This window comes from Pseudomonas sp. G5001, assembly GCF_013385475.1.
Classification (GTDB): Bacteria; Pseudomonadota; Gammaproteobacteria; order Pseudomonadales; family Pseudomonadaceae; genus Aquipseudomonas.
The window spans coordinates 211,343-235,299 of the sequence record NZ_JACAPZ010000026.1; the positions used below are offsets into that span (position 1 = coordinate 211,343).

A 23,957-nucleotide genomic window follows, 5' to 3' on the forward strand; every position below is an offset into this window, starting at 1 on the left:
TTGGAATCATCCATGGTGGTGGCGGATGTACTTTAGGAGTAACAGAGGTGTTTCAAGGCGTTATGGATAAGTTGAGAACCTTATTACTGGGTTTAACGCGGCGGCAGAAACGTGCCTTCCAGGTAGTGACCGACGTTTTTCTTGTCTGGTTTGCCCTTTGGATGGCCTTTGTCGTTCGTTTGGGGATTGATGAGCTGATCAATCCTTTCACTGAATACCTATGGCTATTCCTGAGCGCCACGGTCATCGCTATTCCGCTGTTTGTACGGTTTGGTATGTACCGTGCAGTCATGCGCTATTTTGGAAACGATGCGCTGATCGCAATTATCAAGGCCGTCAGCCTGTCATCGTTGATTCTCGCGCTGGTGGTTTACTGGAGCGGCAACCATCAGTTGTTTGTTCCACGCTCGGTCATCTTCAATTACTGGTGGTTGAGCATGGTCATGATCGGGGGGCTACGCCTCGCGATGCGCCAGTATTTCCTGGGAGACTGGTTCGCGGCTGCGCAACATGTTCCTTTTACCAATCGAGATGATGGACTGCCGAAGGTGGCCATCTATGGTGCGGGGGCAGCCGGTAATCAATTGGTTGCTGCATTGCGCATGGGGAGGCTGTTGCGTCCTGTCGCCTTTATTGATGATGACAGCAGCATTGCCGATCGTGTGATTTCAGGCTTGCATGTCTATAAGCCAAAGCATATCCAGCAGATGGTTGACGTCACCGGTGCCCAGCAGATTCTTCTCGCCATTCCGTCTGCCAATCGTGGGCGCCGCCGGGAGATATTGACCTTCCTGGAGGGGTTCGCACTCCATGTGCAAAGCGTGCCCGGTTTTATGGATTTGGCCAGCGGGCGAGTGAAAGTCGATGATATCCAGGAAGTTGATATTGCTGACTTGTTGGGCCGTGACTCTGTCCCTCCTCAGGACGAGCTGCTTGAACATTGCATCAAGGAGCAGTCGGTTCTTATAACCGGGGCGGGCGGTTCAATCGGGTCTGAGCTTTGCCGGCAGATTCTCACGCTGCAACCCACGACACTGCTGTTGTATGAGCATAGCGAGTTCAATCTCTACAGCATCCTGCAAGAGCTTGAGCAGCGAATCGTGCGTGAGTCGCTTTCAGTTAAGTTATTGCCAATCCTGGGTTCTGTGCGCAATCAGGAAAAGCTCTTTGACGTCATGAAAACCTGGCGCGTGAACACGGTCTACCATGCGGCGGCTTACAAGCATGTACCGATGGTCGAGCATAATATTGCTGAAGGCGTGCTGAATAATGTGATGGGCACGCTGAGCGCCGCGCAAGCCTCTTTACGCGCCAATGTGGCGAACTTCGTGCTGATTTCTACTGATAAGGCAGTGCGTCCCACCAATGTAATGGGAAGCACCAAGCGTCTCGCAGAAATGACACTGCAGGCGCTCAGCAGTGAAATTGCTCCGGTGCTTTTCGGTGAGACTTCGAATGTTTCCCGTGTGAACAAGACCCGCTTTACCATGGTGCGGTTCGGCAATGTGCTGGGCTCATCAGGATCAGTGATCCCGTTGTTCCACAAGCAAATCAAATCCGGTGGCCCGCTGACGGTTACGCACCCCAAGATTACCCGGTATTTCATGAGCATCCCTGAAGCCGCTCAATTGGTTATCCAGGCGGGCTCCATGGGGCTGGGCGGTGACGTATTTGTTCTGGATATGGGCGAGCCGGTGAAAATCGTCGAGCTGGCCGAGAAGATGGTGCACCTTTCCGGCTTGAGTATTCGCTCTGATAAAAATCTTCAAGGTGACATCTCCATTGAGTTTACGGGGCTGCGTCCCGGCGAAAAACTTTATGAGGAACTGTTGATCGGCGACAACGTAGTCACGACGCCGCACCCGATGATTATGAGTGCCAATGAAGACTACTTGCCCTGGGAGGTGTTGAAGGGCCGATTAACGGAGCTGCTCAGCGCCGTGGAACAGGATGACTACACGCGTGTGCGTCAGTTGCTGCGCGAAACGGTCAGCGGCTATTCCCCGGACGGTGAAATCGTCGACTGGATCTACCAGCAGCGTCGTCTTGAGCCCTGAGCTCACACCCTGTAACTCACCCATTTTTGACTCTCCCCAAACATCGCCTAAGTTTGAAAAGCAGCTTCGGAAAAGCTGCTTTTCCCTTATCGATGTCATGGAGTGTCACCTATGCGTAAAGCTTATTTCTCATCCTTTGTCTTTGCCTTTCTTGCCAGCCTCTCCCTAGCCACTACTGCCGCACCTTCCACCAAACCCGAAACGCCAACCTCCATTTCCACACAAATGACCAAGGTCGACCACACCACCAAGGTCAGCCTCAACTCCGCAGACGCCGAAACCCTGCGCCGGGACCTCTTCGGCATTGGCGCAGCCAAAGCCAAGGCCATCGTCGCTTACCGCGAAACCAACGGGCCCTTCACTGCGATAGATGAGTTGCTGGAAGTAAAAGGTATCGGCAAGGCATTGCTGGAGAAGAACCGCGACAGGCTTGAGGTCAATTGAACATCTGAAAAGCAGGCGAGGAGGCCGGTCATTGACCGGCTTTCTTCTGGCCGCAGAACCCCGCTTTCAAGCTCCCCCGCACCACATCAAGAATCCGCGTGGCCAATTCGGCGCTCTCCACACTTCTTGCCAACACCAACGCTCCCACCAGCGTCGACATCAGCACAAGGCCCTGTTCGCGGGCATTCGGGCTATCAAGGGCCGCTTCGACCTGCTTGAGCCGGGCGTTAAGCACCTCATCCGTCGTCCTGCTGTTCTGCCCGCGCAACCCCAGCTCGGAAGACATCGTGGGCAGCGGGCACCCCTCATGAGGTGATGTCTGATGCCATTGCGACAGGTAGCTATCAATGAACGCGTCCAACGGTCGCTGTTGGCTGAACAGCTTTTTGCAATGTTCATCCAGTTGAGCTGCGGCCTCTTGCAACGCCTTTTCCACCAACTCGTCCTTTGACCTGAAGTGCGCATAAAACCCGCCATGCGTCAGGTTCAACGCTTTCATCAATGGCTGCAAACCGGTCGCGCCAATGCCGTCGCGGCGAAAGCGTACCGAGGCCTCCTTGATGATGCGCTGGTGGGTTTGAGCTTTGTGGTCTTGTGAATAGCGCATGGGAAGGCCTCCGAAACATCAGGCCATATTAACCAAGCTTGGCGGGGCATACGCGGGTGTTTACAAAATTGTGCGGCTCAACGGGGAGCCGCTTCAGCCTCAACGATCCTGCGCATCCTTGGCGTCCGCCTGGGCATTGCGTTCTGCCACGCGCTTACGTTGTTCATCAGTCAATTCAACCTTGTTGGCGCTGTCTCGCAGCATCAACAAACCACCGACGATCGAACCGATCGCGACCACTAAAATCAACCAGGCATACCACGGCATAGGGCTCTCCTTGAGGCAGCAAACCGTGGGGATTTCCCCACGGTAATAGCTGCTTTGAGTTACGGGCTTTCTTAGTAGTTCATTGTAGGCCCGTTCTGCCCCGGTAGCCTTACAGCCCGGTCAACATAGCGTCCGCCGGTGCATCGGCGCGGTCTTGCGCGGTCAGTTGGAAGTACACAAAACCCACCACCATGAAGCCCAGGAAGATCAGGCCGATCAGCGCGTTGAACCACGCCATCGCCACCAGGCACACCACGGCCAGTACCAGCGCGATCCCCGGCACGATTGGATAGCCCGGGGCGCGGAAGGTCCGCTCCAGCAGCGGTTCGGTCTTGCGCAGTTTGAACAGGCTGAGCATGCTCATGATGTACATGACGATGGCACCGAACACCGCCATGGTGATCATCGCGGCGGTCAGGGTCATGCCGCCCAGGTTGATCAGCCCGTCGCTGTAGATGGCGGCGATGCCGACGATGCCGCCGGCGATGATTGCCCGGTGCGGCGTCTGGAAGCGCGACAGTTTGGCGAGGAAGGAGGGCAGGTAGCCCGCGCGCGCCAGGGCGAAGAATTGGCGGGAGTAACCGAGGATGATCCCGTGGAAGCTGGCCACCAGGCCGAACAGGCCGATCCACACGAGCATGTGCAGCCAGCCCGAGCTGTCGCCGACTACGGTTTTCATCGCTTGAGGTAGCGGGTCGTTGATGTTCGACAGGGTGCGCCAGTCGCCGACGCCGCCGGCAAAGAACATCACGCCCATCGCCAGGATTACCAAGGTGAGGATGCCGCTGATGTAGGCCTTTGGAATGGTGCGCTTGGGATCTTTCGCTTCTTCGGCGGCCATGGCGGCGCCTTCGATGGCGAGGAAGAACCAGATGGCAAAGGGTATGGCCGCAAACATTCCGGCGATCGCCGGTGCGCCGAAGGTGTCGGAGCCGGCCCAGCCGTTGAGGGCGAAGTTGCTGAAGCTGAAGGCGGGAGCGACCACGCCCATGAACACCAGCAACTCGGCCACGGCAAGCACGCAGACCACCAATTCAAAGGTGGCGGCGAGCTTCACCCCGAGGATGTTCAGGCCCATGAACACAATGTAGGCGCCGACGGCCGCATGTTTCGGATCGAGGGCCGGAAACTGCACGTTCAGGTATGCGCCGATGGCCAGGGCGATCGCGGGTGGGGCGAAGACGAACTCGATCAGCGTCGCCAGCCCGGCAATCAAACCACCTTTCTCGCCGAACGCCCGGCGGCTGTAGGCAAAAGGGCCGCCAGCATGAGGAATCGCGGTGGTCAGCTCGGTGAAACTGAATATAAAGCAGGTGTACATGGCGGCGACCATCAACGAGGTCACCAGGAAGCCCAATGTTCCCGCCACGCCCCAGCCATAGCTCCAGCCGAAATACTCTCCGGAAATCACCAGCCCGACTGCGATGCCCCACAAATGCAGAGTGCCCAAGGTGGGTTTGAGTTGTGTGTTCATCGTGTAGCTCTCCCTGAACGGTTTGGAATGTTTCAGGGCATTGCAGCGGACATGCCATTAACCAAAGCCGTGTCGTAAAGGCGCCGAACTGTCGCCGAGGGAACGGTTTGGCGTTTGAATCATTTCAAGCGCTGCACCAGATGAGGGCGTTGGTGTCTGGTCTGACGCTATCGCGGGCAAGCCCGGCTCCCACATTTGAAGTGCATACCCCCGTAAACCCCGCATAAACCCACTCTTTACGCCGTCTTTACGCCCCACCCATACCGTCGCTCTCGTTCCTTTACGCCACTCCTGCGGACAATCCTCCTACACGCGGCAGTCGCCGCACGACGGAGAAACTTCCATGAGCGTTCTGGACGGGGTGTCACTGCTGTTGGCTGTGGCGCTGTTCATTTATCTGCTGGTTGCGCTGTTACGCGCGGATCGGAACTAGGAGCAGGCTATGCACAGTTATGACTATTGGCTGATCATCGCCTTCTTTGCCTTGGTGCTGATTCCGGCACCGGCCCTGGGGCGGTTCTACTACAAGGTAATGGAAGGGCAGCGAACCTGGCTCACGCCGGTGTTCGGCCCGGTCGAGCGCGTGTGCTATCGCCTTTCGGGTGTCGATGCAGACCAGGAACAGAGCTGGCAGAAATACGCGCTGGCGTTGCTGGCGTTCAACCTTGCCGGTTTCGTGCTGCTGTTCGCGATCCTGCTGTTCCAGGAATACCTGCCGCTGAACCCGCAGAAATTGCCGGGTCAGGAATGGACCCTGGCGTTCAACACCGCCATCAGTTTCATGACCAACACCAACTGGCAGAACTACAGCGGTGAAGCGTCCCTGAGCTACCTCAGTCAGATGGTCGGCCTCACCGTGCAGAACTTCGTCAGTGCCGCCACCGGCCTCGCCGTACTGGTCGCGTTGTGCCGTGGGATCGGTCGCAAATCCACCAAGACTTTGGGCAACTTCTGGGTCGACATGACTCGCGCCACGCTCTACGGCCTGTTGCCGTTGTGCCTGGTGTTCGCGTTGTTCCTGGTCTGGCAGGGCGTGCCACAAACCTTCGCTCACTATGTGAACGCGGTCACCATGCAGGGCGTTGACCAGGTCATCCCACTGGGCCCGGCTGCCAGCCAGATTGCGATCAAGCAACTGGGCACCAACGGTGGTGGCTTCTTCGGCGTCAACTCGGCGCATCCGTTCGAAGACCCGACTGCCTGGGCCAACCTGTTTGAGCTGGGCGCGATCATCCTGATTCCGGTGGCGCTGGTGTTCACCTTTGGCCACTACGTGAAAGACCTGCGTCAGAGCCGGGCGATCCTCGGTTGCATGCTGGCCCTGTTCATCATCGGCGGTGCTACCGCGATGTGGGCCGAGTACCAACCCAACCCGGCGCTGAACAACCCGGCGGTTGAGCAGGCGGCACCGCAGGAAGGTAAAGAAGCGCGCTTCGGCACCACTGGCACCGTGTTGTGGTCGGTGGCGACCACCGCCGCGTCCAACGGTTCGGTCAACGGTATGCAAGACAGCCTCAACCCCCTGAGCGGGATGGTGTCGCTGGTCAACATGATGGTCGGCGAAGTGATCTTCGGCGGCGTCGGCGCCGGCATGTACGGCATGTTGCTCAACGTGTTGATTGCGGTGTTCCTCGCCGGTTTGATGATTGGCCGTACACCGGAATACCTCGGCAAGAAACTCCAGGCCAAGGAAGTGCAGTTGCTGGTCGTGACCTTGCTGGTGATGCCGGTCGGCACCCTGGTACTCGGTGCCATCGCCGCCAGCCTGCCTGGCCCGGCCGGTGCCATCAGTAACCCTGGCCCCCACGGTTTCAGCCAGTTGCTGTACGCCTACACCTCGGCCAGTGCCAACAACGGTTCGGCGTTCGGCGGCTTCAGTGCCAACACCGCGTTCCACAACCTGATGTTGAGCCTGTCGATGTTGCTCGGTCGCTTCGGCTACATCCTCCCTGTACTGGCCCTGGCCGGCAGCCTGGCGATGAAGAAGACCGCACCGATTGGCCAGAACAGCTTCCCGACCCACGGCCCGCTGTTCGTGACCCTGTTGACCGTGACCATTTTGCTGGTGGGCGGCCTGACCTTCCTGCCGACGCTGGCACTTGGGCCTATCGCTGAACATCTGAGCATGGGCTTCTAAGGGGATATGAAAATGAATATGCCTGCAAAAAACGCGGCTCCGGTGAAAACCCAGGAGCCGGCCAAAACCGCAATGTCGGCCCTGTGGCGCCCGGCGCTGGTCCAGGCGTTCGTCAAGCTGGACCCGCGCCAGCTGCAACGCTCGCCGGTGATGCTGGTGGTCGAACTGACCGCGATCCTCACCACCATCCTGTGCTTTGTGCCGGAGGTGGCCGTACCGACCTACGTCTCCGTGCAAATCGCCGTGTGGCTGTGGTTCACCGTGCTGTTTGCCAACTTCGCCGAAGCCTTGGCTGAAGGCCGCGGCAAGGCCCGCGCCGACAGCCTCAAGGCCGGCAGCGAGGGCCTCAGCGCCCGCCGCAAGGAAGCCGACGGCAGCTTCAAGGTCGTGCCGGCCACCAGCCTGCGCAAAGGTGATGTGGTACGCGTGGTCGCCGGGGAAATGATCCCGGGTGACGGCGAAGTCATCGAAGGGATTGCCGCGGTCAACGAAGCGGCCATCACCGGTGAATCGGCCCCGGTCATCCGTGAATCCGGCGGCGACCGCTCGGCCGTCACCGGCAACACCCGCCTGGTCTCGGACTGGTTGATGATTCGCATCACCGCCAACCCGGGCGAGTCGACCCTGGACCGCATGATCGCCCTGGTGGAAGGCGCCAAGCGCCAGAAAACCCCCAACGAAATCGCGCTGGACATCCTGCTGATCGGACTGACGCTGATCTTCCTGCTGGTGGTGGTGACCCTGCAGCCGTTCGCCCACTTCGCCAATGGCAACCTGCCGCTGGTGTTCCTGGTGGCGCTGCTGGTCACGCTGATCCCGACCACCATCGGCGGCCTGTTGTCGGCCATCGGTATTGCCGGCATGGACCGCCTGGTGCGCCTCAACGTGATCGCCAAATCCGGTCGCGCGGTGGAGGCGGCGGGGGACGTGCACGTGCTGTTGCTGGACAAGACCGGCACCATCACTTTCGGTAACCGTCGTTGCACCAACGTGATCGCCGCGCCGGGTGTCAGCGGCAAGGAACTGGCCGAGGGCGCGCTGCTGGCATCCCTGGCGGACGACACGGCCGAAGGTAAGTCCATCGTCGAATACCTGCGCGGCCAGCACCCACAAGCCGAGCCGTCGACGGATGAGCTGACCTCGGTACCGTTCAGCGCGGAAACCCGCCTGTCCGGCGTCGACTACCAGGGCCGTGTGTTCCGTAAGGGCGCCGTGGATTCGCTGCTGGCGTTCATTGGCCTGCAACGCCGCGACCTGCAACCGGCGCTGTCGCGGGAAATCGACAAGATCGCCCAGAGCGGCGGCACGCCATTGCTGGTGTGTGCCGACGGCAAGTTGCTCGGCGCGATTCACCTCAAGGACGTGGTCAAGCCCGGCATCCGCGAACGTTTTGCCGAGCTGCGCAAGCTGGGGATCCGCACCGTGATGGTGACCGGCGACAACCCGCTGACCGCCGCCGCGATTGCCGCTGAAGCCGGTGTGGATGACGTGCTCGCCGAAGCCACCCCAGAGAAAAAACTCGCGCGCATTCGTCACGAACAGAACGATGGTCGCCTGGTTGCGATGTGCGGCGACGGCGCCAACGACGCCCCGGCGCTGGCCCAGGCTGACGTCGGCATGGCAATGAACGACGGCACGCAAGCCGCCCGTGAAGCGGCCAACATGGTCGACCTCGACAGCGACCCGACCAAGCTGCTGGACGTGGTGCAGATCGGCAAGGAATTGCTGGTGACCCGTGGTGCGCTGACCACCTTTTCCATCGCCAACGACGTGGCCAAGTACTTCGCGATCCTGCCAGCGCTATTCGCCTCGATCTACCCGCAACTGGGTGTGCTCAACGTGATGCACCTGCAAAGCCCGCAGAGCGCGATCCTCTCGGCGATCGTGTTCAACGCGCTGATCATCGTGGTGCTGATCCCCCTGGCGCTGCGCGGTGTACGTGTACAGGCGGCGAGTGCGGCGGCGTTGCTGCGTCGCAACCTGCTGATCTACGGCCTGGGCGGGATCGTGGTGCCGTTCGTGGGCATCAAGGCGATCGACATGCTGTTGACCGCGCTGCACCTGGTTTGACTCGATGCCCGCAGGTACCGGCAAACCGGTGCCTGCAGGTTGCAATGACCGAATTGAGGAATTTGAAATGTCCAACATTATCCGCCCGGCCCTGAGCCTGCTGGTGTTGATGAGCCTGATCACCGGCGTGGCCTATCCCCTGGTTGTTACCGGCGTGGCGCAAGTCGCGTTCCCTGACCAGGCCAACGGCAGCCTGGTGCACGATGCCAGCGGCAAGGTTCGCGGTTCGAGCCTGATTGCCCAGGATTTCACCGGTGACGGCTGGTTCCACCCACGGCCATCTGCCGGTGCGTTTGCTACGGTTTCCAGCAGCGCCAGCAACCTCGGCCCAAGCAACCCCGCACTGGCCACTCGTGTATTTGACGATGCCAAGAAACTGCTGGTGCCAGACCAGGGACCGGTGCCGATGGCATTGCTGACTACCTCCGGCAGCGGTCTTGATCCACACTTGCCACCGCAGGCGATTGCCTATCAACTGGCCCGTGTGGCTGCCGCGCGTAATCTGCCGGTGGCGACCCTGCAGCGCTTGATGGATGAGCACATCGAAAGCCCGCTGGTAGGGCCGCCGGTGGTGAACGTGCTGGCACTGAATATGGCCCTGGAAAAACTGTAAGCCGTGGCGCCGCTTTCGCGAGCAAGCCCGCTCCCACATTCGACTGAGTTTCACCTTTGGAATGCGGTCAAATGTGGGAGCGGGCTTGCTCGCGAAGGCGGACTCAAGAAACCCACATCAACACCTGAAGGAAGACCGCCCGCATGAGCGACTCCGGCCGCGCCGATGCCCTGTTAGCCGATCTACCCCGGGACGGCCGTGGCCGGCTCAAAGTCTTCCTCGGCGCCGCCCCGGGCGTGGGCAAGACCTACGCCATGCTCCAGGCTGCCCACACCCAGCTGCGCCAGGGTGTGCGGCTGATTGCCGGCGTGGTGGAAACCCACGGTCGCGCCGAGACCGAGGCCTTGCTCAGCGGCTTGCCACAACAGCCGCTGCTGCGTTCCGAATACCGCGGCGTGATGCTGGAGGAAATGGACCTCGACGGCCTGCTCGCCGCCAAGCCCAAACTGGTGCTGGTGGACGAACTGGCCCACAGCAACGCCCCCGGCAGCCGCCACGAAAAACGCTGGCAAGACATCCAGGAATTGCTCTCGGCGGGCATCAACGTCTTCACCACGGTCAACGTCCAGCACCTGGAAAGCCTCAACGACCAGGTGCGCGGCATTACCGGCGTGCAAGTGCGCGAGACCTTGCCCGACTGGGTCTTGCAGGAAGCCGATGAACTGCTGCTGATCGACCTGCCATCCCGGGAACTGCTGGAGCGCCTGCGGGACGGCAAGGTCTACGTGCCGGAACAGGCCCGTGCTGCCATCGATGCCTTCTTCACCCAGACCAACCTCATGGCCCTGCGCGAGCTGGCGATGCAAACCGCCGCGGCCCATGTCGACGATGACCTGGCCCAGGGTTATCGCCAATTGGGTCAGGCCGCACCGGCTGTGCGTGGCCGCTTGCTGGTGGGCGTGGATGGAGATGCCCAGGCCGAACGCCTGGTGCGTCATGCCAGCCGCGTAGCCCAGCGTCGGCATTTGCCGTGGAGCCTGGTGCATGTGGATAACGGCCGGGTGCGGGATGAACAATCGCGCCTGCGCCTGCAAAACGCCCAGCAACTGGCCGAGCGTCTTGGCGGTGAAGTGGTGTTGCTGCGAGCGGGGGAGGTGGCCAAGACCCTGATCCAGCACGCCGCCGAGCGTCGCGCCAGCTTGATTCTGGTGGGGCAGTCCCGGCCGCGCTGGCATCGCACCGTGTTTGGTGGTGGCCTGGCGTCGCGTTTGTTGCGCAATGCCCGGGGCCTGGAAATCAACGTCCTCGACAGTGACGAAGTGCCGGCTCCGCCACGCCTGCCGGATGTGCGTGGGCTGGTGTGGTTTGACTATGCCCTGGCGGTGGTGGCGACCGTGATCGCGGCCGCAGTCGCATGGGGTGTCGCCAGTGCCTTGCCGTTGCCGAATATCTCGCTGGTGTTCCTCGCCGCCGTATTGCTGGTGGCGGTGCGCAGTAGCCTGGGGCCGGCGCTGGCGTGTGCGGCGCTGTCATTCCTGAGCTACGACTTCCTGTTCATCCCGCCGAATTTCTCCTTCGCGATCCAGCGTGAAGAAGACGTGCTGACGCTGTTGTTCTTCCTGCTGATGGCGGCGCTCACCGGTAATCTCGCTGCACGCCAGCGCCGGCAGTTGCAGGCGTTGCGCGATACCCAGGAAGAAACCACCGAGCTGCTCGACCTGTCCCGCAAACTCACCGCCGCCACCGATCGCCAGGCAGTGATCAGTGCCGCCGCGCATCATCTGGAAGGCTGGAGCGACCTGCAATTGTGCCTGCTCAACCGCGACGGGCAGGGCGACTGGAAGGTCGAGACCGGTGGCCCGATCACCTTTACCGAAGCCGAACGCGCCGCCGCCGACTGGGCCTGGCAGCACGATCAGCCGGCCGGCATGGGCACCGGCACCTTGCCGTTCGGGCGCTGGTGGTGGTGGCCGTTGTCCAGCGAAGAAGGCCCGTTGGGTCTGCTGGGGGTCAGCCCGAAGGCCGGGCTTGAACTGAGCGGCCAGCGCCGTCGCCTGCTCACGGCCTTGAGCCAGCCCTTGGCCCAGGCACTGGCCCGTGCACAACTCGGCCAGGAGCTGGAAGCCGCGCGCCTGCACGGCGAAACCGAGCAATTGCGCAGCGCCTTGCTGGCTTCGGTGTCTCACGATTTGCGCACACCGCTGACCTCCATGCGTGGCAGCATCGACAGCCTGCTGGCCCTCGGCGAGGCGATTCCCCTGGAAGATCGCCGGGAGCTGCTGGAAGGCACTCGCGATGAGGCTGAGCGCCTGGATCGCTACATCCAGAACCTGCTGGACATGACTCGCCTGGGCCACGGCGCCCTGAAGCTGGCGCGGGACTGGGTGTCACCCGGCGATATCGTCGGCAGCTCCCTGGGCCGCTTGCGTGCGGTATTGGCGCCGCTGCAGGTGATCACCGACGTGCCGCCCGAGCTGCCGCTGCTCTACGTGCATGCCGCGTTGATCGAGCAGGCACTGGTCAACGTACTGGAAAATGCCGCACGCTTCTCGCCGGCACAAGGCCGGCTGAAACTCAGCGCGGGCGTGCAGGATAACCAGTTGTTTTTTGCTGTTGCCGATGAGGGACCGGGGATTCCCGAGGAGGAGCGGGCGAAAATTTTCGATATGTTCTACACCGCCGCCAGGGGGGATCGCGGCGGGCAGGGCACCGGGCTCGGCCTGGCGATCTGCCAGGGCATGGTCGGCGCCCACGGCGGGCATATCAGCGTGGCCGACGGCATTGAGGGCCGTGGCACCTGCATCACTTTATTCCTGCCATTGCAGGCCCAGCCTGGCCTGGAAAGCGAACCTTGAGCTACCCTCTTTTCTTCACGGATTTTGATTGGACACCATGAGCCAGACTGCGACGATTTTGGTCATTGACGACGAACCGCAGATCCGCAAGTTCTTGCGTATCAGCCTGGCCTCCCAGGGCTACAAAGTGATCGAGGCCGGCACCGGCAACGAAGGCCTGGCGCAGGCCGCCTTGAGTAAACCGGACCTGCTGGTGCTTGACCTCGGCCTGCCGGACATGGACGGCCAGCAGGTGCTGCGCGAGTTTCGTGAGTGGTCCACGGTACCGGTACTGGTGTTGTCGGTGCGAGCCAGTGAAGTGCAAAAAGTCGAGGCGCTGGACAACGGCGCGAATGACTATGTGACCAAGCCATTTGGCATCCAGGAGTTTCTTGCACGGGTGCGGGCGTTGTTGCGCCAGGCGCCGGCGGGGGAGGCCCAGGAAGCGGCGTTGCGCTTTGGCCCGCTGACGGTAGACCTGGCTTATCGGCGGGTGCTGCTGGACGGTGTCGAAGTGGCGCTGACCCGCAAGGAATACGCGGTGCTGGCGCAACTGGCGCGGCATCCCGGGCGGGTGATCACCCAGCAGCAACTGCTCAAGGATATCTGGGGGCCGACCCATACCGAAGACAGCCATTACCTGCGGATTGTGGTGGGGCATCTGCGCCAGAAACTGGCGGATGATCCGACCCAGCCACGGTTTATCGTGACTGAGGCCGGTGTTGGGTATCGGCTATTGAACACCGAAGCCTGAAGCGTTAGCTCACCTGTGGCGAGGGAGCTTGCTCCCGCTGGGCTGCGCAGCAGCCCCAGAATCCTGGGAGCGCTTCGCACTCCAGCGGGAGCAAGCTCCCTCGCCACACAAGCCCTGCTTATCAAACCTCAGTGTTGCTCGCTCTCGTAACGATCCAGCGTATCGCTCGCGATCTCCCGCCCCAGCGCGATCAACTCCGGCGCTTTGTAAAACTCGAAAAACCGGCACACGCGCTTCGGCACGTTGATCAGAATATCCGGCGGATACCCGGCGATCTTGTACTGTGCCAATGACGTCTGCATTACCTCGAAGCTCTGGTTGATCAAATCCAGCAGCGATGCAGGCCCCACGTTATCGATGATGAACGAGCCGGTCGCCGACTTTGGCGCCCCGGCCTTTTCCGGTGCCGCCGCCGGTTGTTGCGCTTCGGGTTCGGCAGAGTCCAGCCACGGGTTGATATCGGCAGCCTGGGCCAGCAGCGCTTCCTGTTCCAGCATCAATAACTGCTCGGCCTGCTTGCGCCGAAACGGCAAGTGCGAACCCAGTGAACGCACCAGGTTGTCGAAGCGGCTCCTGAACGCCGGCGGACGCTGGATCACCGGAAGCTTGTAGTGCTTCTGGTTGGTGGAGTTGAGGTTGACCGCAATGATCAGGTCGCAGTGGCTCGACACCACCGGCACGATCGGCAGAGGGTTCAGCAAGCCGCCGTCCACCAGCATGCGATTGCCCTGCATTACCGGGGTGAACAGGCTGGGAATCGCCGCCGAGGCCCGCATGGCCTGGTGCAGGCAGCCTTCCTGGAACCAGATTTCCTGCTGGTTGGTCAGGTCCGTGGCCACGGCGGTGTAGGGAATGCGCAGGTCTTCGATATTGATCTCGCCGACGATCTTGCGGATCTGCCCGAACACCTTCTCGCCACGGATCGCCCCGAGGCGAAAGCTCACGTCTACCAGGCGCAGTACGTCCAGGTAGTCGAGGCTTTCGATCCAGTTTCGGTACTCTTCCAGCTTGCCCGCGGCATAGATCCCGCCCACCACGGCGCCCATGGAGCAACCGGCAATGCAGGCGATGTCGTAGCCGCGTTTTTCGATTTCCTCGATCACGCCGATATGGGCGTAGCCCCGGGCGCCGCCGGAGCCCAGCACCAATGCAACACGTTTCTTCATGACCTGATCCTTCGCAAAACAGGTGACCACAATGCACCCATCGAGGGGCGCGCTTCAATCATCACTGTCACAACCGATTATTTTCGCGAGCGGGCCACCACGCTCGGGTATGCTCTGGCAATCGGGACTGCGGATTCAGGCAGTCGGATAAGGCACTTTTCGGTGTAGGCAACGTCTACACCTGTGACTGTTTTTTCTTTTCTTGAGGTGTCATTTGATGAAAGCCTGGATGTGTGTGCCTGTGATCGTGTTGGCCCTGGCCGGTTGTGCCGGGAAAACCGCTTATCGCGACAGCTGCGGCACGCAACTGGACGCTGCGTGGCACGAGCTGGACCTGGCCAAGGCCGAAGGTTTCGCCGGCACCGTGAGTTACTCCAAGGCTCTGTCGTTGTTGACTGGCGCCAAGACCCAGCAGCAGTTCGAAGCCTTCGAAGGCTGCTCGACCAAGGCCGAGAAAGCCCGCTTCTATATTCGTGAGTCGCGCGCAGGGCGCTAACCCCGCGTAGCAGTTGTCGAGTGCAACGAGGTTGCGTCGGCGGCCTCAAGCCCGAAGGTTTAATCATTGAGGAGGAAAGGATGTCAGCCTTGGTCGATCAGCTAGTCGCTCAGGTCATCGGCCTGGAAGTTGGGTTACTGAGCTGCCAGGCGCGCCTCGCCGCCGTCACGGACGACGAGGCCCTGCATGATCTGCGCACCACGGTGCGGCGCTTGCGCAGCCTGTTGCGGCCATTGCGCGGGTTGCCCGGTGTCGAGCAACTCGAGGCGGCCGCCAGTGCCGTCGGCCAACTGACCACGCCATTTCGCGACCGCGAAGTGCTGGCGGCGTACCTCCACCAACACGGCCATCATGAGGCGGCCGAGCGGCGTATCCGGCAGCAGCCGGCCACCTACCGCTCGGTTGCACAAGGGCCTGAGCTGGCGCAACTGCTGTTGATCCTCGAAGCATTCCCCCGCTTTATCCGCGCTTCCCAACGGCAGAAGTTGCTCAAGGGCCTGCGCACGCGCATTGAAAAACGCCTGGCCAAGCAATGGAAGAAGCTCGGCGAAGCGCTGCACGACCCCAACCACGACCGTCATCGCCTGCGCCTGTTGATCAAGCGCGTGCGTTATGCGGCCGAGGCTTATCCCGAGCTGAACAAGCTACCGCCCAAAGCCATATCGCGTCTCAAGGCGGCCCAGGGCGCCCTGGGTGATTGGCACGATTGCTGGCAATGGCTGGCGCAAGCCGGGCACGAGCCCGATTTGCAGCCGTGCGTGCCTGGTTGGCACCGCACCATGGCCGAGGCGGAAGGGCAGGCGGATCGGGTTTTGGATAAGTTGAACGCCGACTGCTTCGCTTGACCCTGCGACCTATCTGTCCGGGATTTTGGCCGGAATAGGCGCTGCATGGTGTAGGCCGGCTGGTTAAGATCCCTCAACTCCTTTTTCAAGTTGAGACCGCCATGCGCTTTAGTGATTTGCTCGACGCTGCCCGCAGCCACCCGTTGGACGTTTCGATCCCGGCCGAATGGGCCCAGGGCCGCGCCAGCTTTGGCGGGCTGGTTGTGGCGTTGGAGTACGAGGCCTTGCGGGCGAAAGTCCCGGCGGATCGCCCGTTGCGCTCACTGGCGATCACCTTTGTGGGGCCGGTGGCGCCGGATGTGCCGGCCCGCTACGAGGTCGAAGTGCTGCGCGAAGGCAAGGCCGTCAGCCAAGTGCTGGGACGTGTTGTGCAGAGCGGTGAAACGATGACCCTGGTGCAGGCCAGTTTTGGCGCATCACGGCCTTCGCAGATTGACGTCGCCGCCGAACCGGCGCCCACCTTCAAGCATTGGGATGAATGCCAGGAGTTGCCCTACATCAAAGGCGTGACGCCGGAGTTCATGCGCCACCTGGCGATGCGCTGGAGCGTCGGTGGCCTGCCTTTCACCGGCAATACATCTCGGGAGATGGGCGGCTGGGTGCGCTTGCGTGGCGATGTAAAAGAAGAGCCGCTGACCGAAGCGCACATCCTCGCGCTGGTGGATGCGTGGCCACCGTCGGTGTTGCCGCACCTGAAACAACCGGCGGCCGGCAGCACCCTGACCTGGACCATCGAGTTTGTCCAACCGCTGCAAAACCTGAGCACCCTGGACTGGTGCCAATACCTGGTCCACATCGAGCACGCCCGCGATGGCTATGGCCATGCGGCTGCGCAGTTGTGGAGCCCCGACGGCCAGTTGATCGCTATCAGCCGCCAGTCGGTGGTGGTGTTCGCCTGAGTCCTCAGACCAGCAAGTGTTGATCGCTGGAGGCGTCGCTGCCGCGTGCCTCCAGGCGACGACCGTGATGCTGCAATGCGAGGGCTGCCAGAATGCCGACGATACCGATGGCGGCACTCGCCAGGTTCTCGCTGAACACGCCCGATGCCATCAACAGAAAACCGATGACCAGGAGTGGCAGCGCAATCAGCTGCAACACTTGATTGGTCCCGTGCTGGTGATTTTGCGGGTGGGTGCGCCATTGCCAGGCGGGAATATTTGGATGACGTTTGCCCATGATCGTGATTCCTCTGTCCGTTGAAACATCTTGAGCAGAGTTTAGGTCGGGCAGGGTGGGGCCGCGAATCAAGGATGGCTATGGGGGCCATAGCCACCCCTTCAGGGGTTAAAGCCGCAACTGGCCGATGGCCTTGCTCAGTTCCCCGGCCAGGGTCGCCAGCTCATTGCTGGTGGTCGCCGAGTCTACCGTCTGCTGCACGGTGTTTTCGGTGACGTCCCGAATGCTCACCACCGCCCGATTCATTTCCTCGGCCACATGGCTTTGCTGCTCGGCAGCCACGGCAATCTGCGTGTTGCTCTCGCGCATCTGCGCCACCGCGCCGGTGATCTCGGCGAGGGCAATCCCGGCTTCTTGAGCCTGTTGCACACAGTCGTCGGCCTTGAACGAGCTTTCCTGCATGAAATCCACCGCGTCCCGGGTGCCGGCTTGCAGGGCGGACACCATGCGGGTGATTTCATCGGTAGAGCTTTGCACCCGCTTGGCCAGGTTGCGCACTTCGTCGGCGACCACGGCAAAACCCCGGCCCATTTCGCCGGCGCGGGCGGCTTCGATGGCGGCGTTGAGGGCCAGCAGGTTGGTCTGTTCGGCGATGCTGTGAATCACCCCGACCACGCCATTGATTTTCTGGCTGTCCTCGGCCAGCTTCTGGATCATTTCGGCGGTCTGCTGCACGCCGGTGGACAGCCCGGCAATCGAGCGCTGTACCCGGCTGACCACTTCCTGGCCGCTGCCGGCGAGAGTGTCGGCCGTCTGGGACAGGTCGCGGGTGGCGCCGGCGTGCTGGGCGATGTGGTAGACGGTGGCGGTCATCTCGTTGATCGCCGTGGCGGCCTGGTCGGTTTCGCTTTGCTGGCCGAGCATGCCGTGCTGCACCTCGTTCATGCTGCTGGCCAGGCGTGCGGCGCCGTCGTCCAGTTGCCTGGCGGTGCGCGCAACCGTGTTGACCACCCGTTGATAACCCGCCTGCATCGCGTTGAAGGCGCTGGCCATCTGCCCGACTTCATCCTTGCAGGCCAGAGGGACGCGGGCCGAGAGGTCGCCGGTTTTCTCGACGTGCAGCATCACGTCTTTCAAGGTGTTGAGCTGGCTGAGGAGAAAGCGGATCAGTAGCTGTGAGGCGCCGAGCATGGCCAGCATCAGAATCATCACCGCTACGGCGTAGTTGGCGAAGCGTTCTTCGAACACTTGGCTCAAGCTGGGCCCGTAGGCCAGCACGGCGACCTGTTGACCGTCGGCACGGCTGATTACTTCGGCGCCCATCAGCGGGTTTTCGCCGAACAGTGGCATGTGATTGAAATCCACCCAGCCACTGGCGTTGGCCAGGGCTGACAGATCTTCGTCGCCCAGTTGTGGGACTTTGCCCCTGGCAAACGTCAGCCAGTGCTCGCCCTTGGGCAGTGGCTGGCCGGCGGGCCAGGCACCGAGCAAGCGCCCCTGGGCTTGCGCCGACGCTTGCGCGGCCTGGCTGCGGGCCTGTTGTTCGAGCTGCACGGCGTACAACACCAGCAGCAGGGTAGTGATGAAGGCGACCGCGTTCACGGCCCAGAATTTGTACTTCAGCGAGATGTTGCTAAGCCAGGCACCCATGGAAGGTTTTCTCTGATAGCGGAAACAGCATTGGCAAGGTGCCATTATTTTGCCGCTATCGGGATGCCGGGTTTTGATATGGGTCAATGCGCCGCGTCAATCCGGCACAGGCAATCCAAAAAAGGCGCGGGCACAGGCGGTGCTGTGTTGCGCCAGGTCTTCCACGGTTTCTTCGCGGTGCAACGCGACCTCCCGTAGGACTTCCGGTAAATAGGCGGGTTCGTTGCGACCGTTTTTCGGCTTGGGCCGCAGGGTGCGAGGCAGCAGGTAGGGCGCGTCGCTTTCCAGCATCAGGCGGCCCCGGGGGATTTCCCTGACCAGCGGATGCAGGTGCGTCCCACGGCGCTCGTCACAGATCCAGCCGGTGATACCGATATGCAGGTCCAGGTCGAGGTAGCTGAACAGCGCCCGCTGCTCGCCGGTGAAGCAGTGCACCACGGCGGCCGACAGGTGATCGCGGTAGTCCCGCAGGATTTCCAGCAAGCGCTGGTTGGCGTCACGTTCGTGGAGGAATACCGGGAGCTTCAACTCCACGGCCAGGGCCAGGTGTTCTTCGAGGACTTTTTCCTGCTGGGGGCGCGGTGAGAAATCCCGGTTGAAATCCAGCCCGCATTCACCCACCGCACGCACGCGACTTTCCTTGAGCAGGCCGCGCAGGCGCCTGGCGCTTTCGGCGTTCCAGTCACTGGCAGAGTGGGGGTGAATGCCGGCGGTGGCGAACAGGCGTTGGCCACTTTCGTCCAGTTGCTGGCACAGCTCCAGGGCCTGTTCGCTGCCGTCGACACTGGTACCGGTGAGCACCAATTGGCTCACCCCGGCGGCGTAGGCACGGTCGAGAACGGCCTGGTGCTTTTCGTCGAAACTTGGGTTGGTCAGGTTGACGCCGATATCAATGAGTTGCATGGTGCTACCTCCGCCTGCGGTCGGAAAGCATATCAGAGCTGTAGATTTATAAGAAAAGCCAAGAACTACAACGAGTTAAAGCTGTCTTTGAAAGTCGCAAGTAACACCGTGTTTGGTTTGTCGCCATCTGCCGTGCCACCCTTGCGCCCAAAGCCTGCGCTCATGGCGCTCTGTTTCTGTCCCCCAACGCCTCGTTTTTCGCGAAGCAATGGGCAGTATTCTTTCTTCCGGAGAGCGGATGATCCGACCCTCGGCGTTGCTTGTGTTGTGCCTGACGTTACTGCTGCCCATGGCGGCGGTTGCGCGTCTGGACGGGCCGCTGGAAGTGACCCGGCCCGGCAAGGTCCGCGACCTTGCGGAAATCCGCAGCAGCCGCACCTTGCGGGTATTGGTCAACCAGAGCCGCAACAGTTCCGGCGAAGTCCAGGGCCAGGCCATCGGTGTTGAATACCATCGCCTGCGCGCTTTCGAGCAATACCTCAACGGTCACGCCCGTGACGGCGAGGAAATCAACCTCAAGATTATTCCCAAGGCCAAGGATCAGTTGATTGGCGCATTGGCCCGTGGCGAGGGCGACCTGGTGGCACCCGGCGAATTGCTGGATGTGAAGGCCGCCCACAAGATTGCCACCAGCGACCCGATCGCCAGCGACGTGCCGTTATGGCTGGTGGGGCTGAAGGGCGAGCGGCGGTTCACCCGGCTGGAGCAACTGTCCGGGCGCACGCTGGCCTTGACCACGGGCAGTGCCGCGTCGGATGCGATCAGCCAGGTCAACCAGAAGCTGGCGCTGCACAAATTGCCGCCGGTGAAGGTGGAATGGGTGGATCCGAGCCTCGCGGTAGAGGACGTGCTGGAGATGGTACAGGCCGGGATTTTCCACCTGACCATTGTCGAGCGGCCGATTGCCGAACGCTGGGCGAAGATCCTGCCCAAGCTGCGTTTCGACCGGCAAGTGGCCATCAGCGAGCCGGGCGAAGAGTATTGGTTTGTGCGCCAGGATGCCTCGATGCTGCGGGCCAGTATTGATCGCTTCCTCAAGACCTACCGCACGCCGTCCGATCAGGATGTGGCGTTCCAGCGCATCTACCGCCGCCTCTACCAGGTACGTTATCCACTGGCTCGCGTCGACCGCCAGCGCCTGGAAAAACTGCGCCCGGTGCTGCAAAAGCATGCCCGCGAGCAGGGCATGGACTGGCTGAACCTGGCCGCGCTGGCGTTCAAGGAGTCTGCCCTGGACCCTGGCGCTCGCAGCAGCGGCGGCCCCACCGGGCTGATGCAGATCACGCCATCGGCGGCGCAGCGGGTCGGGGTGAACAACATCGAAAGCCTGGACAACAATGTGCAGGCGGGCGCGCGGTACCTGGCGATGATCCGGCGCAAGTTCTTCTCAAGCCCCAAGCTCAACGAGCGCGAGCGCATGGCGTTTGTGCTGGCGGCCTACAACATGGGGCCCGAGCGGGTCCAGGGAATGCGTGCCGAGGCGCGGCGGCGGGGGCTAAACCCAAACCAATGGTTTTTCCAGGTCGAGCGCATTGCCATGGAGCAGGTGGGAATGAGCGGCGTCAGCTATGTTAATAGCGTGAACAAGTATTACCTGGCGTTTGATCGTGAGCGGGAGTCGTTGGAGCCGGCAGCGCCACGGGTTGCCTCACGTAAATGATCTATTAATTCGATAATTATGAGCCGCTTTATCGGCTTTTATCATTGTTTAAACTGATTAATATAGCGGCCAACCCAACCCCTACCTTGAAAAGGATTATCAGCATGAGCCCATTGATCACCCGCGTCCTCTCCACCCGCGCCGGCTACGGCCTGACTGTCCTGCGGATTTTTGTCGGGATCATCTTCGCCGCCCACGGTTCGCAAAAACTCTTTGGCTGGTTTGGCGGCGGCGGCCTGGCGGGCACTGCCCAGTGGATGGAAAGTATCGGCCTGGCCCCAGGTACCCTGATGGCGGTGCTGTCCGGTGGTACCGAGTTCTTCGCCGGGCTGGCGCTGATCATTGGCTTGCTGGCACGGCCGGCGGCACTCGGCCTGTCGATCGTTTCCCTGGTGGCGATTTTCTCGGTGCATATCCATAACGGTTTGTTCATGGCCAACAACGGCTACGAGTTCGCCCTGGCGCTGCTGGGCGGTACGCTGGCCGTGTTGTTGGAAGGTGCGGGCAAATTGTCCGCAGACCGCGCCATCACTCACTGATACCGCGACCCCCCCCCTTAAAAGGCCCGCCCAGTGCGGGCCTTTTCGTTGCTCGGGATTCTTGACACCGCCCTACAGGCTTCTCTAGGATGTTGCCCATGCGCCGATTTAAACAGCTAATTGCGGGGCGCCACGGGTGACTGATCACAGTCCCGACAGAAGCCAGAGCCATGGGCCAGCTTCGAAATTCCGCTAAAGCGCTGGTTCGGTGTTGCCTCTCACCTGCCCGCAGACTTTTGAGGCAGAGACACGACACAATGAATGCACTACGCCCCCTCATACGCCTGGCCCCGATCACCGCGGACCTGACCCAACGCAATCCTAAAATCCTCTTGGGCGGCAAGCATCAGCCGACGTTGCTGCGCTATCTGGATGGCTGGCCGCGCCGCACGGGGCGGCCTTCGGCCTTTCTGATCCAGTTTGTCGAAGACGGCGACTCCCTTGCGCGCTTTGCGTCCAACAGCTTCGACCTGGCCGTCATTCAGGCGCCCAGTGCCAGCGACGCGGGCGAAGTGATACGCCAACTGACCCGCATTGCCCGGCAAGGGCTGATCGCCCGGCGTTGAGCCCTCAGTAGAACGCTGCTGAAGGCAGGTGCCGGCGACGGCGACGCAACAGGAAAATACCCCCCGCAATCAGGCACAGTATCAGCGGTACAGGCACGATATTGAGCAGCTTCACTTTGCGTTCCAGGGCGTGAACCTCGGCGTATGACTGGACCTTCAGCGCGTGAATTTCCATGGGGATTCGCAACCGCTCCTTGTTGAGCGCTTGCAGCAGTGTGTTGGAGGTTGCAGCCTGAGGGCCCGGGGAAATTGTCGGGGGGTTGAGCAGTTGCCATTCCTTTTCCGTTTGTTCCAGGCGTTGCGCCAGTTCGGCGGACTTCTCACCGTAGGCCAGTGCCGCGTCTTCGCGCATTGCCTGCAGCACCTGCAGTGATCGAGCACCGCCTGCACGGGGGCGAATGTTCATCAGTGCATCGGGCGCCGCCAGGTTGTCCAGGGTGTTCAATACAAACATCGCGTTATCTGACAACGGGCTACCCGCCGCGCGATGCTTCTGGAGCATTCCAGACACACGATCGCTGAGCAGGTCAGTGTCGGCGACCACGACCACATGGATGTTCGCAGCCTTTTGCAAGCCGGTATTACGCCCACTGATGCCGTCAGGAAAGGCGGAATAGGCGGGCCCTTCGACGCGGGCGGCGATCACCTGTTGTTGAGCGCGAGTGGCTGTTTCATTGATCAGTGAATTGAGCTGCGCTGGCAGGGCGAAGCGCTCTGCCTCAAACAGCGCGGCGTGCGCGGAGCTTTGCAGCAACGGGGTGAAGGTCATGCGGCTTCTCTTGGCAGGGGCCAGGGCGCCGCTGCTCAGGACGTTGACGTTGTGAAGTTTCCAGGCGCTGATGTCATCCTGTGCCATCGCCTGGCGGGGCAAGGTCAGTGCCGCGGGATGGCGCACAGGCGGCTGGCCTGTGGTAAGGATCACCGAAGTGGCATAGTCGCGATCGGCAATCACCTTGTTCGCGGGCATCTGGATGCCCCAGGCGGACAGCAATGCCTCCAGCCTGGGGTTTTCCGGGGCCGTGACGCTGGTGTCCAGCCCGACAAGCGGGTCGATAAACATCATCAACTTGCCTGCGCCCAATACAAACTGGTCTATTGCGTAGAGGGTTTGGTCAGGCAGGTTGCCGGGATGAATCACCATCAGGGTTTTGACGTGTTCAGGAATTTGCGCGATACCCGGCTCCAGGCTCACCACGTTGAACTGGCGACGGATCTCCTGCAACACCTGCCAGGGAGGCGTATTAACGCCGTTGCGTTCATCTCGCTCACCGTTTATTGGCAGCCGGGAGATCACGCCCACAATGGGTTGCTCGGGGTGGATCACCTTATGAATCAAATGGCTGATTTCATACTCCAGCAGTGACTCCCGGTCCGGGCTGAATGACGGGATGCTATGGGGCGCATGGCCCGCGCTGGTACCCACCAGGCCGAAGAATCCGTGTTGTTCGTCAAGTCCCAGTAACCTGGCTTTGTATTCATCTTCAGAAAAAGGGGTGGGGTCGATGAGGTGCAGGTTGATTTTGCCCTTTGCCGCTTTTTCATATTCCTTGAGCAACAGCTCTACCCGTTTAGCGTAGCTTTCAACGGCGTTGGCTTTGTGTGCACGGTTGCTTGAATTGAAGAAGTACAGATCCACCGGTCTTTCCAGTGAACCGAGCATAGTCTGTACAGGATCGGAAAGTGTATGGATGTTCTGTTCCGAAAAATCCAGCCGTGGATTTGGAAGTTTCAGTGCCCAGACCAGGTTAAAAGCGAGAAACAGTAACAGGAGCGTGATAATTGTGAGGCTGGCACTTAGTCGCGTTTTCATCGTGATGTG

21 protein-coding genes and 1 pseudogene are annotated in these 23,957 nt (G+C 61.2%); 14 read left to right on the plus strand and 8 right to left on the minus strand.

Annotated features, from left to right (window positions below):
• Nucleotides 1-62: 62 nt before the first annotated feature.
• Complete coding sequence (locus tag HX805_RS21205; RefSeq protein WP_008437723.1) at nucleotides 63-2,057, plus strand: nucleoside-diphosphate sugar epimerase/dehydratase; 1,995 nt, start codon at nucleotides 63-65, stop codon at nucleotides 2,055-2,057.
• Nucleotides 2,058-2,168: 111 nt separating this feature from the next.
• Complete coding sequence (locus tag HX805_RS21210) at nucleotides 2,169-2,501, plus strand: ComEA family DNA-binding protein (protein WP_008437725.1); 333 nt, start codon at nucleotides 2,169-2,171, stop codon at nucleotides 2,499-2,501.
• Nucleotides 2,502-2,529: 28 nt separating this feature from the next.
• On the opposite strand, the gene HX805_RS21215 is transcribed toward HX805_RS21210, so the two are convergent.
• The 3 genes from HX805_RS21215 to eat all read right to left on the minus strand — a co-directional run bounded on the left by HX805_RS21215 (nucleotide 2,530) and on the right by eat (nucleotide 4,849).
• Nucleotides 2,530-3,108, minus strand: a complete 579-nt coding sequence (locus tag HX805_RS21215) for a TetR/AcrR family transcriptional regulator (RefSeq protein WP_177022862.1) — start codon at nucleotides 3,106-3,108, stop codon at nucleotides 2,530-2,532.
• Nucleotides 3,109-3,207: 99 nt separating this feature from the next.
• Nucleotides 3,208-3,375 carry a DUF2897 family protein gene (locus HX805_RS21220; RefSeq protein ID WP_008437727.1) on the minus strand — a complete coding sequence of 56 codons (168 nt, stop codon included), beginning with the start codon at nucleotides 3,373-3,375 and terminating at the stop codon, nucleotides 3,208-3,210.
• Nucleotides 3,376-3,484: 109 nt separating this feature from the next.
• Nucleotides 3,485-4,849 (minus strand): ethanolamine permease, encoded by a 1,365-nt coding sequence (gene eat / locus HX805_RS21225; RefSeq protein WP_003218757.1) that lies wholly within the window; start codon nucleotides 4,847-4,849, stop codon nucleotides 3,485-3,487.
• 343 nt (nucleotides 4,850-5,192) lie between these two features.
• On the opposite strand from eat, the gene kdpF reads away from it, so the two are divergent.
• The 6 genes from kdpF to HX805_RS21255 all read left to right on the plus strand — a co-directional run bounded on the left by kdpF (nucleotide 5,193) and on the right by HX805_RS21255 (nucleotide 13,197).
• Nucleotides 5,193-5,282, plus strand: coding sequence for a K(+)-transporting ATPase subunit F (gene kdpF / locus HX805_RS21230; protein ID WP_003218754.1), 90 nt, complete (start codon nucleotides 5,193-5,195; stop codon nucleotides 5,280-5,282).
• Nucleotides 5,283-5,291: 9 nt separating this feature from the next.
• The gene (kdpA, locus tag HX805_RS21235; protein ID WP_003218753.1) at nucleotides 5,292-6,986 is read left to right on the plus strand and encodes a potassium-transporting ATPase subunit KdpA; all 1,695 of its coding nucleotides are present in this window, start codon (nucleotides 5,292-5,294) and stop codon (nucleotides 6,984-6,986) included.
• A 12-nt stretch (nucleotides 6,987-6,998) separates the two neighbouring features.
• Nucleotides 6,999-9,056 carry a potassium-transporting ATPase subunit KdpB gene (gene kdpB / locus HX805_RS21240; RefSeq protein ID WP_003218752.1) on the plus strand — a complete coding sequence of 686 codons (2,058 nt, stop codon included), beginning with the start codon at nucleotides 6,999-7,001 and terminating at the stop codon, nucleotides 9,054-9,056.
• A 67-nt stretch (nucleotides 9,057-9,123) separates the two neighbouring features.
• Nucleotides 9,124-9,669 carry a potassium-transporting ATPase subunit KdpC gene (gene kdpC / locus HX805_RS21245; protein ID WP_008437728.1) on the plus strand — a complete coding sequence of 182 codons (546 nt, stop codon included), beginning with the start codon at nucleotides 9,124-9,126 and terminating at the stop codon, nucleotides 9,667-9,669.
• A 143-nt stretch (nucleotides 9,670-9,812) separates the two neighbouring features.
• Nucleotides 9,813-12,464, plus strand: coding sequence for a sensor histidine kinase KdpD (locus HX805_RS21250; RefSeq protein ID WP_177080485.1), 2,652 nt, complete (start codon nucleotides 9,813-9,815; stop codon nucleotides 12,462-12,464).
• Between the two features lie 37 nt (nucleotides 12,465-12,501).
• Nucleotides 12,502-13,197: a response regulator gene (locus tag HX805_RS21255; RefSeq protein ID WP_003218747.1), complete on the plus strand. Its 696-nt coding sequence runs from the start codon at nucleotides 12,502-12,504 to the stop codon at nucleotides 13,195-13,197.
• A gap of 128 nt (nucleotides 13,198-13,325) precedes the next feature.
• On the opposite strand, the gene HX805_RS21260 is transcribed toward HX805_RS21255, so the two are convergent.
• On the minus strand, nucleotides 13,326-14,363 hold the full coding sequence (locus HX805_RS21260; RefSeq protein ID WP_087693690.1) for a patatin-like phospholipase family protein: 1,038 nt from the start codon (nucleotides 14,361-14,363) through the stop codon (nucleotides 13,326-13,328).
• Nucleotides 14,364-14,580: 217 nt separating this feature from the next.
• On the opposite strand from HX805_RS21260, the gene HX805_RS21265 reads away from it, so the two are divergent.
• The 3 genes from HX805_RS21265 to HX805_RS21275 all read left to right on the plus strand — a co-directional run bounded on the left by HX805_RS21265 (nucleotide 14,581) and on the right by HX805_RS21275 (nucleotide 16,603).
• Nucleotides 14,581-14,859, plus strand: a complete 279-nt coding sequence (locus HX805_RS21265; RefSeq protein ID WP_003218744.1) for a hypothetical protein — start codon at nucleotides 14,581-14,583, stop codon at nucleotides 14,857-14,859.
• An 80-nt stretch (nucleotides 14,860-14,939) separates the two neighbouring features.
• On the plus strand, nucleotides 14,940-15,704 hold the full coding sequence (locus HX805_RS21270) for a CHAD domain-containing protein (RefSeq protein WP_134325986.1): 765 nt from the start codon (nucleotides 14,940-14,942) through the stop codon (nucleotides 15,702-15,704).
• Nucleotides 15,705-15,805: 101 nt separating this feature from the next.
• The gene (locus HX805_RS21275; RefSeq protein WP_177068722.1) at nucleotides 15,806-16,603 is read left to right on the plus strand and encodes an acyl-CoA thioesterase II; all 798 of its coding nucleotides are present in this window, start codon (nucleotides 15,806-15,808) and stop codon (nucleotides 16,601-16,603) included.
• 19 nt (nucleotides 16,604-16,622) lie between these two features.
• Here HX805_RS21275 and HX805_RS21280 read toward each other — a convergent pair.
• From HX805_RS21280 to HX805_RS21290, 3 genes and pseudogenes are all read right to left on the minus strand, one after another.
• Nucleotides 16,623-16,880 (minus strand): annotated as a pseudogene (locus HX805_RS21280) (terminase); the annotation flags it as partial.
• Nucleotides 16,881-16,988: 108 nt separating this feature from the next.
• Nucleotides 16,989-18,470 (minus strand): methyl-accepting chemotaxis protein, encoded by a 1,482-nt coding sequence (locus tag HX805_RS21285; RefSeq protein WP_177068723.1) that lies wholly within the window; start codon nucleotides 18,468-18,470, stop codon nucleotides 16,989-16,991.
• A 96-nt stretch (nucleotides 18,471-18,566) separates the two neighbouring features.
• Nucleotides 18,567-19,373 carry a TatD family hydrolase gene (locus tag HX805_RS21290; protein ID WP_003218739.1) on the minus strand — a complete coding sequence of 269 codons (807 nt, stop codon included), beginning with the start codon at nucleotides 19,371-19,373 and terminating at the stop codon, nucleotides 18,567-18,569.
• Nucleotides 19,374-19,611: 238 nt separating this feature from the next.
• Between HX805_RS21290 and HX805_RS21295 the strand changes: the two genes are divergently transcribed.
• From HX805_RS21295 to HX805_RS21305, 3 genes are all read left to right on the plus strand, one after another.
• The gene (locus HX805_RS21295; protein ID WP_177080486.1) at nucleotides 19,612-21,033 is read left to right on the plus strand and encodes a transglycosylase SLT domain-containing protein; all 1,422 of its coding nucleotides are present in this window, start codon (nucleotides 19,612-19,614) and stop codon (nucleotides 21,031-21,033) included.
• Between the two features lie 104 nt (nucleotides 21,034-21,137).
• Complete coding sequence (locus tag HX805_RS21300; RefSeq protein ID WP_177080487.1) at nucleotides 21,138-21,572, plus strand: DoxX family protein; 435 nt, start codon at nucleotides 21,138-21,140, stop codon at nucleotides 21,570-21,572.
• A gap of 257 nt (nucleotides 21,573-21,829) precedes the next feature.
• The gene (locus HX805_RS21305) at nucleotides 21,830-22,138 is read left to right on the plus strand and encodes a hypothetical protein (protein ID WP_003218736.1); all 309 of its coding nucleotides are present in this window, start codon (nucleotides 21,830-21,832) and stop codon (nucleotides 22,136-22,138) included.
• Nucleotides 22,139-22,142: 4 nt separating this feature from the next.
• Here HX805_RS21305 and HX805_RS21310 read toward each other — a convergent pair whose 3' ends face one another.
• The gene (locus HX805_RS21310; RefSeq protein ID WP_177080488.1) at nucleotides 22,143-23,948 is read right to left on the minus strand and encodes a Gldg family protein; all 1,806 of its coding nucleotides are present in this window, start codon (nucleotides 23,946-23,948) and stop codon (nucleotides 22,143-22,145) included.
• Between the last annotated feature and the right edge of the window lie 9 nt (nucleotides 23,949-23,957).